Source organism: Mesorhizobium sp. M1006, assembly GCF_040318825.1.
Taxonomy (GTDB): Bacteria; Pseudomonadota; Alphaproteobacteria; order Rhizobiales; family Rhizobiaceae; genus Mesorhizobium.
Window position 1 is genome coordinate 110,530 of sequence record NZ_JAMYMZ010000010.1, and the last position, 14,306, is coordinate 124,835.

At 63.5% G+C, this 14,306-nt stretch carries 14 protein-coding genes and 1 tRNA gene; 9 read left to right on the top strand and 6 right to left on the bottom strand.

The window, feature by feature from the left end:
* Window positions 1-9: 9 nt before the first annotated feature.
* A complete protein-coding gene (locus NKH60_RS12380; protein WP_352469899.1) occupies window positions 10-558 on the top strand; it encodes a hypothetical protein in 549 nt (182 codons plus the stop codon).
* Window positions 559-786: 228 nt separating this feature from the next.
* Here NKH60_RS12380 and NKH60_RS12385 read toward each other — a convergent pair.
* Window positions 787-862: transfer RNA gene (locus NKH60_RS12385), tRNA-Ala, on the bottom strand.
* Between the two features lie 163 nt (window positions 863-1,025).
* Window positions 1,026-1,415 carry a TIGR02300 family protein gene (locus tag NKH60_RS12390; RefSeq protein WP_023676282.1) on the bottom strand — a complete coding sequence of 130 codons (390 nt, stop codon included), beginning with the start codon at window positions 1,413-1,415 and terminating at the stop codon, window positions 1,026-1,028.
* A 194-nt stretch (window positions 1,416-1,609) separates the two neighbouring features.
* On the opposite strand from NKH60_RS12390, the gene aroA reads away from it, so the two are divergent.
* The 3 genes from aroA to rpsA all read left to right on the top strand — a co-directional run bounded on the left by aroA (window position 1,610) and on the right by rpsA (window position 5,793).
* Window positions 1,610-2,968 carry a 3-phosphoshikimate 1-carboxyvinyltransferase gene (gene aroA / locus NKH60_RS12395; protein ID WP_352769039.1) on the top strand — a complete coding sequence of 453 codons (1,359 nt, stop codon included), beginning with the start codon at window positions 1,610-1,612 and terminating at the stop codon, window positions 2,966-2,968.
* 273 nt (window positions 2,969-3,241) lie between these two features.
* Window positions 3,242-3,892 carry a (d)CMP kinase gene (gene cmk, locus NKH60_RS12400; RefSeq protein WP_352872264.1) on the top strand — a complete coding sequence of 217 codons (651 nt, stop codon included), beginning with the start codon at window positions 3,242-3,244 and terminating at the stop codon, window positions 3,890-3,892.
* A gap of 203 nt (window positions 3,893-4,095) precedes the next feature.
* On the top strand, window positions 4,096-5,793 hold the full coding sequence (gene rpsA / locus NKH60_RS12405) for a 30S ribosomal protein S1 (protein WP_023676278.1): 1,698 nt from the start codon (window positions 4,096-4,098) through the stop codon (window positions 5,791-5,793).
* 104 nt (window positions 5,794-5,897) lie between these two features.
* Here the strand turns inward: rpsA and NKH60_RS12410 are convergent, their stop codons facing one another.
* From NKH60_RS12410 to NKH60_RS12420, 3 genes are read right to left on the bottom strand one after another with little or no spacing between them, the layout of a single operon-like run.
* Window positions 5,898-6,605, bottom strand: a complete 708-nt coding sequence (locus NKH60_RS12410) for an SDR family NAD(P)-dependent oxidoreductase (protein WP_352625129.1) — start codon at window positions 6,603-6,605, stop codon at window positions 5,898-5,900.
* Window positions 6,606-6,662: 57 nt separating this feature from the next.
* Complete coding sequence (locus tag NKH60_RS12415) at window positions 6,663-8,243, bottom strand: 5-guanidino-2-oxopentanoate decarboxylase (RefSeq protein WP_352872266.1); 1,581 nt, start codon at window positions 8,241-8,243, stop codon at window positions 6,663-6,665.
* The gene (locus NKH60_RS12420; RefSeq protein WP_352872343.1) at window positions 8,240-9,088 is read right to left on the bottom strand and encodes a dimethylarginine dimethylaminohydrolase family protein; all 849 of its coding nucleotides are present in this window, start codon (window positions 9,086-9,088) and stop codon (window positions 8,240-8,242) included. The genes NKH60_RS12415 and NKH60_RS12420 overlap by 4 nt, the downstream gene beginning before the upstream one ends.
* Window positions 9,089-9,306: 218 nt before the next feature.
* Here NKH60_RS12420 and NKH60_RS12425 point away from each other — a divergent pair, with 218 nt between their 5' ends.
* The 5 genes from NKH60_RS12425 to NKH60_RS12445 all read left to right on the top strand — a co-directional run bounded on the left by NKH60_RS12425 (window position 9,307) and on the right by NKH60_RS12445 (window position 13,781).
* Window positions 9,307-10,116, top strand: a complete 810-nt coding sequence (locus NKH60_RS12425; protein ID WP_023676274.1) for an ABC transporter ATP-binding protein — start codon at window positions 9,307-9,309, stop codon at window positions 10,114-10,116.
* 51 nt (window positions 10,117-10,167) lie between these two features.
* Window positions 10,168-10,962 carry a transporter substrate-binding domain-containing protein gene (locus tag NKH60_RS12430; RefSeq protein WP_352469896.1) on the top strand — a complete coding sequence of 265 codons (795 nt, stop codon included), beginning with the start codon at window positions 10,168-10,170 and terminating at the stop codon, window positions 10,960-10,962.
* Window positions 10,963-11,174: 212 nt separating this feature from the next.
* Window positions 11,175-11,840 carry an ABC transporter permease gene (locus NKH60_RS12435; protein WP_352470177.1) on the top strand — a complete coding sequence of 222 codons (666 nt, stop codon included), beginning with the start codon at window positions 11,175-11,177 and terminating at the stop codon, window positions 11,838-11,840.
* A gap of 14 nt (window positions 11,841-11,854) precedes the next feature.
* Entirely contained in the window at window positions 11,855-12,661 is an 807-nt protein-coding gene (locus tag NKH60_RS12440) for an ABC transporter permease (RefSeq protein ID WP_352872345.1), read from the top strand.
* Window positions 12,662-12,779: 118 nt separating this feature from the next.
* A complete protein-coding gene (locus tag NKH60_RS12445) occupies window positions 12,780-13,781 on the top strand; it encodes an Ldh family oxidoreductase (protein ID WP_023676270.1) in 1,002 nt (333 codons plus the stop codon).
* 57 nt (window positions 13,782-13,838) lie between these two features.
* Here NKH60_RS12445 and NKH60_RS12450 read toward each other — a convergent pair whose 3' ends face one another.
* A complete protein-coding gene (locus NKH60_RS12450) occupies window positions 13,839-14,111 on the bottom strand; it encodes a hypothetical protein (RefSeq protein ID WP_352454720.1) in 273 nt (90 codons plus the stop codon).
* Between the last annotated feature and the right edge of the window lie 195 nt (window positions 14,112-14,306).

Consider the following 14,306-nt stretch of genomic DNA (forward strand, 5'->3'; position numbering starts at 1 on the left):
AATGTCCTGGTGAAACTGTCCCCTGCGGCCGACACAACTCCCCGCAAGCGCAAGAACGCGGCATGCTCGATTTGGTTCCAGACGAAATTGCCGCTATGCGGCAGGAATTTCGCAGCCGCATTCACGAAACGACGAGCAACAAAGATCCATAATGATTGTATCGATCAATATTTCTGCCCAACGGAACATCTCGAAAAAACTCTCGTTGGTATAGATCGCGATCCAGCGATGCAACTCGATGGAGACACTAAGATGATGAAAATTCTCTCTGCATCCCTACTTGCTATCGGCCTGGCCACATCTGCCATGGCACAATCCATGGGCTCCGGGACCGGTAGCGCCGATGGCAATACCGGCGTCAACACAGGCACTTCCGGCGGCAACACCGGGACCGGCAGCGCAACTACCCCGAACACAATCGATCCGAACGCAACGAACGCTACCACGCCGCAGACAAACGGTATGGAGGATCGCTGCAAGGATACGGCGGGCAGCGATACCGACAACAACACACCCAGCGGCGCTATGACGTCGGATATGCAGAACTGCAACAAGTAACGGAGTTTTGCGCAGCGGTCATTCAGCCCGCGGCCTGGTCCAGACCGGTGCTCGCGGTTCAAACCACAGCCAGAAATATGCAGAGACCGGGCACGGGCTCATTACTTCTGAATGGATCGGCGAGCCCAAGCCGGGCGGCCGATTAACTAGTCTCAGCTAGGTTCTGCGATAGGCGGCGGCCAGCCCGGCGGGCGGGGCGGCCGTTCTGCTGATTTTCGCGGAGAGAACTGGTGGAGCCAATCGGAATCGAACCGACGACCTCTTGAATGCCATTCAAGCGCTCTCCCAACTGAGCTATGGCCCCACTCCGGCAGTTCACCGGCGCCGTTTCCGGCGAAGAGATCCGGCGCGGGTTCTAGACCGCGCCCTTAGTGAAGGCGGCTTCTAACCCCGCCTTCAGTCAATATCAAGCCTTCAAGAACCGCTTTTTCTAAGCAGCGCCGCGAAAGCCGGCGAATGCGGTTCGCTCAGACTTCGTCGTCGTCTTCGCCGACGCCGATCATGTCGGCAACGTCGTCGTCTTCTTCCTCCTCGTCGGCGAGGAACGTGTCATCCTCGTCATCGCCAAGGTCAACGTCGTCTTCGTCATCGCCGAGATCGGGAAGCTCGTCGGCCTTCGCGTCCTCGTCCGCCTCTTCGAGCGAGACGACCTCGACGCCCTCTTCCTCCTCGGCGTCCACTTCCTTCTCGGCAACTTCCTCTTCCTCCTCGAGGGCGGCGATCTTGCCTTCTTCGAAATAGGAGCGCGGATAGCTCTTGCCCGTGTAAGGCGAGACGATCGGGTCCTTGTTCAAGTCATAGAATTTTCGACCTGTCTCCGGGTCGATGCGTTTGGTGCCAAGTTCGGGTTTTGCCACAGCAAGCCTCGTCGATGAAAGTTTGGTCCCCTTAACCAGAGTTTACGGCGCTGTCAAAGCGAAAAGCCGGCGTCCCAAAAAGCTTGAATTCGAAGGCCTTCATACCAAGGGGATGACCATTTCGGCACGCCATGATAGGAGACCCCGCAAACCAGCAGAAAATGGCCGGCCGCCGGCGTTTCCAGGAAAGAACCATGTCGCACACTGCCGCCCCGAAGCAGGCCACCGCCCGCAAATCATCTGGCCTTTCAGGCGCGGCACGGGTGCCGGGCGACAAGTCGATCTCGCACCGCTCGTTCATGTTCGGTGGCCTGGCCTCCGGCGAAACCCGCATCACCGGGCTGCTGGAAGGCGAGGATGTGATGCGTACGGGCGCTGCCATGAAGGCCATGGGCGCCCATATCGAGAAGCATGGCGCTGAGTGGGTGATCCGCGGTACCGGCAACGGCGCGCTGCTGCAGCCGGAAGGCCCGCTCGATTTCGGCAATGCCGGCACCGGCTCACGCCTCACCATGGGCCTGGTCGGCACCTATGACATGGAAACCACCTTCATCGGCGACGCCTCGCTGTCCGGCCGGCCGATGGGCCGGGTGCTCGAGCCGCTCCGCCAGATGGGCGTGCAGGTGCTGAAGGCGACGCCCGGCGACCGCATGCCGATCACGCTGCACGGGCCCAAGCACGCCGCTCCGATCACCTACCGCGTGCCGATGGCATCGGCACAGGTCAAGTCGGCGGTGCTGCTGGCTGGGCTGAACACGCCGGGCATCACCACCGTCATCGAGCCGGTTATGACGCGCGACCACACCGAAAAGATGCTCAAGGGGTTCGGCGCCAATCTGTCGGTCGAGACCGACGAGCGCGGCGTGCGCCACATTTTCATCGAAGGCCAGGCCAAGCTCACGGGGCAGACGATCGCAGTGCCTGGCGACCCCTCCTCGGCCGGCTTCCCGCTGGTGGCGGCGCTGATCGTGCCCGGCTCGGACATTACAATCGAAAACGTGCTGATGAACCCGACCCGCACCGGACTTCTGTTGACGCTGCAGGAAATGGGCGCGCGCATCGACATAATCGATCCGCGCAACGAAGGCGGCGAGGATGTCGCCGATCTGCGCGTGCGCTATTCCGAGCTGAAGGGCGTCACCGTGCCGCCCGAACGGGCGCCGACCATGATCGACGAGTATCCGGTGCTTGCCGTGGCGGCGAGCTTCGCCGAGGGCGAAACGCTGATGCTCGGGCTGGAAGAGCTGCGCGTGAAGGAATCCGACCGGCTGTCGGCGGTCGCCAACGGGCTGAAGCTCAACGGCGTCGACTGCACCGAGGGCGAGGCCTCGCTTGTCGTGCGCGGAAAACCCGGCGGCAAGGGCCTCGGCCAGCATCCCAACGGACAGGGCACCATCGTCCAGACCCATCTCGACCACCGCATCGCCATGAGCTTTCTGGTGATGGGGCTGGCGACGGAAAAACCGGTGACCATCGACGATCAGGCGATGATCGCAACGAGTTTTCCGGAGTTTATGGGGCTGATGAAGGGGCTTGGGGCGGAGATCGAGTAGCTTGATGGCAATCAATAGCCTTGGGGGTTGGGGCCAAACTGGAACGTCGGCGGGACAGCGCCCCCCTCTGTCCTGCCGGACATCTCCCCCACAAGGAGGGAGATTGGCAGCTTCGGCGCTCCGCTCAATCCTGCGACGTAGACAATTGGCGAAAGCCGCGATGGCCGCCGATCTCCCCCCGAGTGGGGGAGATGTCCGGCAGGACAGAGGGGGGCGCGAAGGATCGCCACGCCTATCTGGATCATTGCGCTTTTCGATTCCGGTGGGCGGCCAATGACCCCAACCTTCACCATCGCCATCGACGGCCCTGCCGGCGCCGGCAAAGGCACCCTCGCCCGCCGGCTCGCCGACCACTATCACCTGAACCTGCTCGATACCGGCCTCACCTACCGTGCGGTGGCGCATTCGCTGCTCCGGCTCGGCCTGCCGCTCGACAATGTCTCGGCCGCCGAGACTGCCGCCCGCCAGGTCGATCTGGCAAAGCTCGACCGCGCCGTGCTTTCGGCACACGCAGTCGGCGAGGCGGCTTCGAAAGTGGCTGTCATCCCGTCGGTCCGGCGCATACTGGTGGACAAGCAGCGTGCCTTTGCAAAAACCCCGCCGGGTGCGGTGCTCGACGGCCGCGACATCGGCACTGTCGTCTGTCCCGATGCCGACGTAAAACTCTATGTCACGGCCAGCGCCGAGGTGCGGGCAAAGCGGCGGCTGGATGAAATCGAGAGCATCGGCGGCACTGCCAATTTCGATGAAATCCTTGCCGATATCGTGCGCCGCGACGAGCGCGACATGGGCCGCATGGACTCGCCCTTGAAGCCGGCCGCCGATGCGCACTTGCTCGACACGTCGGAAATGGCTATAGAGGCCGCGTTTCTGGCAGCTCAGGCGATCATCGACGACGTCCTGGCTAAGAGAAACGAAGCCTGAGCCGGGTTTTCCTGCCGCCGCCGATTGCCGGCGACAAAAGAATTCCCATATTGGGCGTGAACCAGCCTGCCAGCATTCTTCATGCGCCGGAATTGCCGCTCAAGGGCGGCCAAGGGCTTTTTGCCCGGAACGCCGGCAGGCCAACGCAACGCTAACCCACGGCGCCCGCCCCGCGACAGATGCGGGGCATTCCAGGAGAAACTATGTCAGTTGCAAACCCCACTCGCGATGATTTCGCGAGCCTGCTCGAAGAATCATTTTCCGCCGGCCATTCCGGCGAAGGCCAGGTCGTCAAGGGCATCATCACTGCCATTGAAAAGGACATGGCCATCATCGACGTTGGCCTCAAGGTCGAAGGCCGCGTGCCGCTGAAGGAATTCGGCGTCAAGGGCAAGGACACGACCCTCAAGGTCGGCGACACGGTCGAGGTCTATGTCGAGCGTATCGAGAACGCGCTTGGCGAAGCCATGCTGTCGCGCGAAAAGGCCCGCCGCGAAGAGAGCTGGGTCCGTCTCGAAGAGAAGTTCACCAAGGGCGAACGCGTCGAAGGCGTCATCTTCAACCAGGTCAAGGGCGGCTTCACCGTTGACCTCGACGGTGCCGTGGCCTTCCTGCCGCGCAGCCAGGTCGATATCCGCCCGATCCGCGACGTCTCGCCGCTGATGCACAACCCGCAGCCCTTCGAGATCCTAAAGATGGATCGCCGCCGCGGCAACATCGTGGTGTCGCGCCGCACCGTGCTTGAGGAAAGCCGCGCCGAACAGCGTTCGGAAATCGTGCAGAATCTCGAAGAAGGCCAGGTGGTCGAAGGCGTCGTCAAGAACATCACCGACTATGGTGCGTTCGTCGACCTCGGCGGCATCGATGGCCTGCTGCACGTCACCGACATGGCATGGCGCCGCGTCAATCATCCGACCGAAATCCTCAATATCGGCCAGACGGTCAAGGTGCAGATCATCCGCATCAACCAGGAAACCCACCGCATCTCGCTCGGCATGAAGCAGCTCGAGAGCGATCCGTGGTCCGAGATCGGCACCAAGTTCCCGATCGGTAAGAAGATCAAGGGTACCGTCACCAACATCACCGACTACGGCGCATTCGTCGAGCTGGAGCCGGGCATCGAAGGCCTCATCCACGTTTCGGAAATGTCGTGGACCAAGAAGAACGTGCATCCCGGCAAGATCCTGTCGACAACGCAGGAAGTCGACGTGGTGGTGCTCGAAGTCGATCCGGCCAAGCGCCGCATCTCGCTCGGCCTCAAGCAGACGCTGGAGAACCCGTGGGAGGCCTTCGCGCGCAGCCATCCGGTCGGCAGCCAGGTCGAGGGCGAGGTCAAGAACAAGACCGAGTTCGGCCTGTTCATCGGCCTCGAAGGCGACGTCGACGGCATGGTCCACCTTTCCGACCTCGACTGGACCCGTCCGGGCGAGCAGGTGATCGAGGAGTACAATCGCGGTGACATGGTCAAGGCGCAGGTGCTCGACGTCGACATAGACAAGGAGCGCATCTCGCTCGGCATCAAGCAGCTGGCCAAGGACACGGTCGGCGAAGCAGCGACGTCAGGCGAACTGCGCAAGAACGCAGTCGTCACCTGCGAGGTTATCGGCGTGAAGGATGGCGGTCTGGAAGTGCGGCTGGTCGACAGCGGCATCGAGACCTTCATCAAGCGCTCCGACCTCAGCCGTGACCGCGACGAGCAGCGCCCCGAGCGCTTCACCGTCGGCCAGAAAGTCGACGCCCGCGTCATCGCCTTCGACAAGAAGACCCGCAAGCTGCAGGTCTCGATCAAGGCGCTGGAAATCGCCGAAGAGAAGGAAGCGGTCGCTCAGTACGGCTCAACCGATTCCGGCGCTTCGCTGGGCGATATTTTGGGTGCCGCGCTGAAGAAGCAGGGCAGCTAAGCCAACACCGCGCCTCGCGCGGGTTATAAACGAAACAAAAAGCCCCGCCGGAACGATCCGGCGGGGCTTTTGCTTGTGAGCCTTGCTTGCGACGGACCGCAGGCTCAGGCCCGGCCGTAGAGTGGCACCAGCGTGCCGCTGATCGCCATGTTGGCCGGCGAGGCGAGATAGGCAATGGCCTCGGCGGCCGCTTCAAGGCTGACCCATCTGCTGAAATCTGCGTTCGGCATGTCAGCCCGGTTGGCCGGCGTGTCGAGCGTCGAGGGCGCCACGGCATTGACCAGGATGCCGTTGCCCTTCAGCTCTTCGGCCATCGCCACGGTCATCGCGGCGACTGCCGCCTTGGCGGCGGCGTAGGCCACCTTGCCGGAGCCGCGCCGCGGATCGAGCCCGGCTCGCGCGGTGACATTGACGATGCGGCCCGGCACGGAAGATCCCAGCATCGAGCGTATCGCCGCGCGGCAGCACAGAAAGGTGGTGCGGGCATTGGTGTCCATCATCTCGGCGAAGGAGGCGGGTTCGATCTTCTCGACCGGCGCCGCGGTGAAGCCGCCGGCAAGATGCACCGATGCCCATAGATCTGGAACGCTGGCATAGAAGGCGTCGACCTTGGCAGGGTCGGCAAGGTCGACATTGTGCGCCAGCCTGACGCGGTCATGCGCCGGAAAGGGAAAATGCGCAGGCGCGGCAGCGTGGGCATTGGGCACATGGCAGATCGCGCCCTGCTCCAGCAGTTTTCCTACGACCGCGCCGCCAAGGGCACCGGTGCCGCCGGTCACCACGATATGTCTGCCGTCCAGTGTTTCCGTCATATTCGACCGCTCCGTCATTGCGCGCCGCCGATGCGGAAGGTCGCGCCTTTCGCGCGATCACTCAACCGAAATCTCGATGACGTAAGGTCGTCCAGTCGCCCGCGCGCGCCCAAGCGCGTCCGCCAAGCCGCCGGTGCCGGAAATCCGCTCGGCGGCAATGCCGTACGCTTCGGCCAATTTGCAGAAATCCGGCGGTGCCGGGGAGACGCCGACCGGCTCGACGCCGACGTCGAGCATCGAGGTTTCGATCTCGCGGTAGCCACGATTGTTCCAGACGGCGAAGATCACCGGCGCCGCCGCGTCGAGCGCGGCGCCCAGTTCCGGCAGGGTGAACTGGAAGCCGCCGTCGCCGGTGAGGCAAACGACCGGCGCCTCAGGCCTGGCAAGGACGGCACCGATCGCCGCCGGCGGGCCATAGCCAAGCGCGCCGAAGCCGGTGGCGGCGTTGAACCAGCCGCCCGGCCGGTCGTGATCGTAATAGAGGTTGGCGGCGTAGACCGGCTGGGTCGAATCGCCGACGATGATCGCGCCAGGCAGCGCATCGCGGATCGTCTCGACGGCGCGCAGTTGCGCCTGCATAGCCGGGCCGATCTCGGCAAAGGCCGCTTGCCGCGTCGCGGCGGCGCGAGCGGCGCCGTCGACCGATTGCGCCTGGCCCGTGCCGAGTTCGGCACGCAGCGCCTCGAGCGCTGCACCGCAATCGGCATGGATCGAAATCCGGGCCGGCCGGCGGGCAAGCTGGTCGGCGCCGATGTCGATGCGGATCAGATTGGCAGGCAGGACAAAACCGCCGTCGCCATAGCCATCATAGTCGGTCGGACCGAATTCGGTGCCAGCGGCAATGACCAGGTCGGCGCCGGCCATCAGCGCACGCACCGCCTTCAGGCTGGGGCTGGCCGGCACGCCAAGTGGATGACGATAGAGCAGGCCGCGCGCATTAGCGGTCTGGACGACCGGCGCTCCCAGCCTCTCGGCCAGGTGCTGCAACGGCGCTTCGGCGGCCTTGGCGCCGCCTCCGGCGAGGATAAGCGGCCGGCGGGCAGACGCGCACAGCCTTGCCGCCTCTGCAATCGCCACTACATCCGGCTCGGGCGGCGCTGAATTCCGCAGCAGCGGCACGATGCCGTTGGCCGGCATGGTCATGACATCGGTCGGGATCTCAATATGCACCGGACCCGGACGCGAGGATGAGAACAGCGCAAAGGCGCGGGCGAGCACGCCGGGCAGTTCGCCGGCCTCGGTGACACGGTGCGAAAACAGCGCCACCTTCTCCATCATGCCGCGCTGGTCCGGCAGTTCATGCAGATGGCCAAGGCCTTTGCCCAGCGTCGGCGTGGCGTTGACGCCCGAGATCACCAGCATCGGCACCGAATCGGCGCGCGCCTGACCCATGGCGGTGATGGTGTTGGTCAGCCCCGGCCCGGTGATGACGAAGGCGATACCCGGCCTGCCGCTGGCGCGCGCATAGCCGTCAGCCATGAAGCCGGCGCCCTGCTCGTGGCGCGGCGTGACGTGACGGATCTTCGATCGCGCAAGCCCGCGATAGAGCTCGACCGTGTGTACGCCGGGAATGCCGAAGACGGTGTCGACGCCGTGCGCTTCGAGCAAGGTGATGAGCGCTTCGCCGATGGTCGTCATTGTCTTAACACCGGGCGCGTGAGGCAGGTAGGGCCGCCCTCGCAGGCAATGCACAGCGCATCGGCCTCGAATGTCGAGACCGTACAGCCGGCGGCTTGCATGGCAGCCGCCGTCTTCGGAAAACCGGCAACGGCGATAACCTGGCGCGGCGCGGTCGGCAGCACGTTGAGGCTGAGCCCATTCGAGGCGAAGAATTCGTCGGCGTCGCCCTCGACCAGCCGAATGGCGCGTTCGCGCAGCATCTGGTGGAAGGCGACCGGCAGGAGGGGCGCATAGACCAGCGCCAGATCGTCTGCGAGCGGGCTGATCACCGACATCAGGTGCAGGCAGGCCTCCTCGCCCTGCCAGAGCGGCAGGTCGAAGCCATAGACCTGGATGCCTTTGGGTGAAAGCAGGTTGGAGAGCTGCTGGATGCCGTGCTGATTGGTGCGCACGCCGCGGCCGATGGCCAGCGTGTTTGCATCCACCCACACACAGTCGCCGCCCTCGACCTGGCCGGGAGCCTCGATTCGGCCGAGGACGGGGATGCCCATGCGCCCATAGGCTGCCTCGTGGAGGCTGGGCTCGGGCCGGCGCAGCGCCTTGCCCATGGCAAGGATGACCGCGCCATGATCAGTCATCAGCGAGGGATCGTGGGTAAAAACCGAATCGGCAAGCCCGTCGTCGGCGTCACTCAGCCATTCGATTTTGGCGCCTGAGGCCGAAATCAGCCTGGCCAGCGCATCATGCTGGACCGCCGCTTTTTGCGGATTGAAGCCGGGGCCATAGTGCCACTCCAGCGCTTCGGCCCGACGCATGGCGCCGGCAGCGGAGCGCATCAGCACGCGCTGCAGCGTCCCGGCCATCGACTGCGACCCGTATGCTTTGCCCACTAAATTCTCCTGAAACGCGCCCCTCCTGCCAATAGCCACTCGGCAGGCGGTGATCAATGGTCCAAAAAACTGCGGTTGACGGAGACAAGCGGAACGGTCCATCTTGAGAATCGGAACGCTGTCCAGTGACGGGTAATGGGTAAAAAATTCCAGCAAGGACTGCCTCGGCTGCTCCGCGGGGCACCGCGACGATGACAGCGCCGGCCACTGCCCTGAAGCATACGGCGCAGAACGGCGCTGCCGAAGCCATCCACGTCGAGAACCTGCACAAGAATTTCGGCAAGCTGCATGTATTGAAGGGCGTTTCGCTGTCGGCGCGCGATGGCGAGGTGATCGCCATCATTGGCGGCAGCGGCTCGGGCAAATCGACGCTGCTGCGCTGCATCAACTGCCTGGAGAACCCGACCAGCGGCATTATCCGGGTCAATGGCGAAGAGATAAAGCTGAAGGCCGACAGCTACGGCCACACCGTGCCCGCAGACCGCAAGCAGATCGAACGCATCCGCTCCAAGCTTGGCATGGTCTTCCAGAACTTCAATCTGTGGAGCCACATGACGTTGATCGAGAACGTCATCGAGGTTCCCGTGCATGTGCTCGGCGTCAAGCGCGATGTGGCGATCGGCGAGGCGGAAAAATTGCTCGCCCGCGTTGGCTTGGCCGAAAAACGCGACGTCTATCCTGCCTATCTGTCGGGCGGCCAACAGCAGCGCGCCGCGATCGCCAGGGCGCTGGCCATCAATCCGCGCGTCATGCTGTTCGATGAGCCGACTTCGGCGCTCGACCCGGAACTCGTCGGCGAGGTGCTGAAGGTGATCGGCGACCTGGCGCGCGAAGGCCGCACCATGGTGCTGGTCACCCATGAGATGAAGTTTGCCCGCGAGGTCGCGACGCACGTCGTTTACCTCCATAACGGGCTGGTCGAGGAAGAAGGGCCGCCGGAACAGATCTTCGGCGCACCAAAATCCGAAAGGCTGAAGCAGTTCATCCGCAACATCAGTTAAACTGTGGGCGGACGAAAACCGGGAACAACAACAAAACTGGGAGTCATGACGATGAAGATTATTCTCAAGACCTTTGCCGCAGCGCTGCTGGTTGGCGTTGCCGCCATGGGCGTGGCCAAGGCCGATCCGGTCAAGATCGGTGTCGCTGCCGAGCCCTATCCGCCGTTCACCTCGCCGGATGCTTCCGGCAAATGGGTCGGTTGGGAAATCGAATTCATCGACGCTGTCTGCGCCGAAGAGAAGCTCGACTGCGTCATCACGCCGGTCGCCTGGGACGGCATCATCCCGGCGTTGACGACCAAGAAGATCGACGTCATCGCCAGCTCGATGTCGATCACCGACGAACGCAAGAAGACGATCGACTTCTCCGACAAATATTACAACACCCCGACTGCGATCATCGGGCCGAAGGACCAGAAGTTCGGCTCGACACCGGAGGACCTCAAGGGCAAGATCATCGGCGTCCAGGTCTCGACCGTACACGCCGACTACGCCAAGAAGCACTTCGCCGACGCGGCGGAAATCAAGGAATACCAGACCCAGGACGAGGCCAACCAGGATCTTGCCGCCGGCCGGGTCGACGCGGTGCAGGCCGATTCCATCGCCCTCGACGCCTTCCTGAAATCGGACCAGGGCAAGCAATGCTGCGATCTGAAAGGCATGGTCGCGCCGGATCTGGCCATTCTCGGGCCCGGCGTCGGCGCCGGCGTCCGCAAGGAAGACACCGAGTTGAAGGAAAAGATCAACGCCGGTATCAAGGCCATCCGCGCCAACGGCAAATATGACGAGATTTCGAAGAAATACTTCGACTTTGATATTTACGGCTCCGACACGCAGTCGAACTGACGGCCTCATCCATGAGCGATTAACCACGCGGCCCCGATAGAGCCGCGTGGTTGGTCGAAATCCATCGACGCGAGCTTCCGCGGGCGGAAATCGCCGGCGGTTTTAGCGCCAGCAATTCGAGGGCGACGCTGATCGACGCATTTGTTCCGGCTTGGGCCGCCTCTGCCATCGCGCTTCTCTCGCCCGTGCCGCCGGGCTGGGGTGGAACGCTCATCGTCGGGCTGCTCCATACGATCGAGATTGCGGTCGGCGCCACCTGTCTCGGCCTTTTGATCGGCATCGGCGGCGCCTCCGGCAAGCTGTATGGTGGTCCGGTGGTGCGCGATCTCCTGGCAGTCTATACGACCGTCGTGCGCGCCGTGCCGGAGCTGGTGCTGATCCTTCTGCTCTATTACGCCGGCACCGACCTGATCAATCAGATGCTGACGGCAACGGGCTATCAGCGTATGGACATTAGCGGGCTGGCGGCCGGCATTGCCGTGCTCGGCTTCGTCCAGGGCGCCTATTCGACCGAGGTGATCCGCGGCGCGATCCTCGCCATTCCGCAGGGCCAGATCGAAGCCGCGCGCGCCTATGGCATGTCTCCCGGCCTGCTGCTGCGGCGCATCACGCTGCCGGCGATGCTGCCGTTCGCCATACCCGGCCTTGCCAATCTCTGGCTGATCGCCACCAAGGACACAGCCCTGCTGGCGGTCGTCGGCTTTTTCGAGCTGACATTGGCGACACGGCAGGCGGCCGGCGTGACCAAAGCCTATCTGACATTCTTTATCGCCGCCGGCGCGATCTACCTTCTGTTGACGCTGGTTTCGAACCTGATCATCGGCCGCATCGAGACATGGGCCCGCCGCGGCATGCCGTCGCTCAAGGAGGCCCGGTGATGGCTGGCCCGGCGATGACTGGCGAAGCGGCCGTCGAGATAGCCGCACGCGCTTCGCTGTGGCTGAAGCCGCATCGTATCGCGCTGATCCTGATCGCGCTGGGGCTGGTTTTGGCGGCGGCCGTCTTCATGCGCTGGGACTGGCTGCCGAAATATTACGGGATGGGATTGCTCGGCATCTGGCGCGCGCTGTGGATTCTTGCCGTCACCTGCACGCTGGGCTTCCTGCTCGCCATGCCGCTCGGACTGGCACAAGCCGCAGGCTCTTTCTGGTTCGCGGCGCCCGCCAAGGCCTTCTGCACGGTCATCAGGGGAACGCCGCTGCTGCTGCAGCTCTGGTTGCTCTATTACGGGCTGGGCTCGCTGTTTCCACAATATCCATGGATTCGCGAGTCCTGGATGTGGCCCTATCTGAGGCAGGCATGGCCCTATGGCGTGCTCGGGCTGACGCTGTCCTTCGCCGGCTATGAGGGCGAGGTGATGCGAGGCGCTTTTGCCGGCGTACCGAAAGGCCAATTGGAAGCCGCCCGCGCCTTCGGCATGAGCCGGTGGAGGATTTTCCGGCGAATCTGGCTGCCGCAGGCCTTCTACCGCGCGCTGCCGACACTGACGGGCGAAATCGTGCTGCAGCTGAAATCGACGCCGCTGGTGGCGACCATCAGCGTGATCGACATATTCGCCGTCTCCTCCAAAGTGCGGCAGGATACCTATCTCACCTATGAACCCTTGCTGCTCTTGGCGTTGATCTATATGGCGATCACCGGCATCCTCGTCTTCACCCTGGGCAAGATCGAGGCGCGGATCCCGAACAAGGTTGGTTAGGTGAATAGTGAATGGTGAATAGTCAGTAGTGCGTAGCCCCTATGTTACCGGCTAAGTCCCCACTCACCATTCACTATTCACCATTCACCCATTCCCTCAGATATCCATGGCAATCACAATGCAACTCAGTCTCGACCAGGCGACAGGGCTGTGCCGGATGGCCGCACTTGGCGCTGGCGCCAACGAAGAGGCGGCGCAGTCGCTGGCTGCCTCGATCGTCGCGGCCGAGGCGGAAGGACTGTCGACCGTTGGGCTGTCGCACTTCATCGATTATCTCGAAGCGCTGGAAGCCGGCCGCATCGACGGCAACGCCGATCCGGTGATCACCAGGCCGGCGCTCGCGGTCTATCTCTCCGATGCGCGCGGCGGACTGGCGCATACCGGTTTCGACCGCACGATCGATGACCTCGCCAAGGCGGCGCGGCTGTTCGGCGTCGCGATTTTTTCGCAGAAGAATGCCTATACGTGCGGCGCGCTCGGCTATTTCACCGGAAGGCTGGCCGCGCAGGGATTGGTGTCGTTCGCCGCCACCAACGGCCCGGCCGTGCTTGCCGGCTCGGGCTCGGTCAAGCCGGTCTACTGCACCAACCCGATGTCCTTTGCGGCACCCGCCGCGGACGGGGCGGCGCTGGTCATCGACCAATCGTCGAGCGCCACCGCCTTCGTCAACATCCGCAAGGCGGCCGAGGACGGCAAGAAGATACCCGAAGGCTGGGCACTGGATGCGAGCGGCAATCCGACCACGGACCCGGCAGCTGCAATGAAGGGCGCCATGCTTGCCTTCGGCGGCCAGCGCGGCGCCAACATCGCGCTGATGGTCGAGGTGCTGGCTGCGGGCCTGTCGGGCGCCAACTGGTCGCTCGATGCGCCATGGTTCAGCGGCGGGCCGGACAGTCCGGGGACCGGCCTGTTCGTGCTTGCCGTCGAGCCCAAGCTGCTCGATCCGGACTTCGAAAAGCGGATGAAGGATCAACTCGACCGGCTGCGGCGGCGCTATGGCGTGCATGTGCCGGGGCGTGCCCGGGCCGAGGCCGCGGAGAAGGCGGCGGCGCGCGGCATAAGCGCGCCGAAAGCCGTGGTGCAGCGCATTTCCGAATTCGCCGCCCGCTATTCGTCCTGAAGAAATTCGTTTGTCCGATGAGCGGCTGAGAACGCCTGCCGATCCGGCAGCGCGAGCCTACTTCCCGCAATAATGATCGTTGATGACGTTCGCCGCATTCGCGTCCGGCCCTACCCTGTTGTAGGAGCAGGGTTCGGCGGCCGTCGTGAACAGGTGGTTGTCATAGTAGCGCGGGCCACCGAACAGAATGTCGATGATGTTGCCGTTGGCCGGAACGTAGCGTTCGGGTTGAGCTTGGTGGTGATGCCGGTTTGCCGCGAATGCCGAGGCACCAATGCTGCAGCCTGTTGCGAAAGCCAGAGCGAAGATCGCAACGCGTTTTGTCGTCATCGGCAATATCCTCCATTCGGAATCAAACCATACATCCTAAAATCGCCGGCCGGAACAAAGGTTCCTGTCCCGAATGGAGTTACCCTAAAGCCCGGCGTCGGCGGGTTTTCTGCCGTTTCCAACGGATACTGGAAATCATGCTTCAACAATGCCGGGCGACCGATGGTCACCCTTTGCCTTTGGCGCGAAACCGAC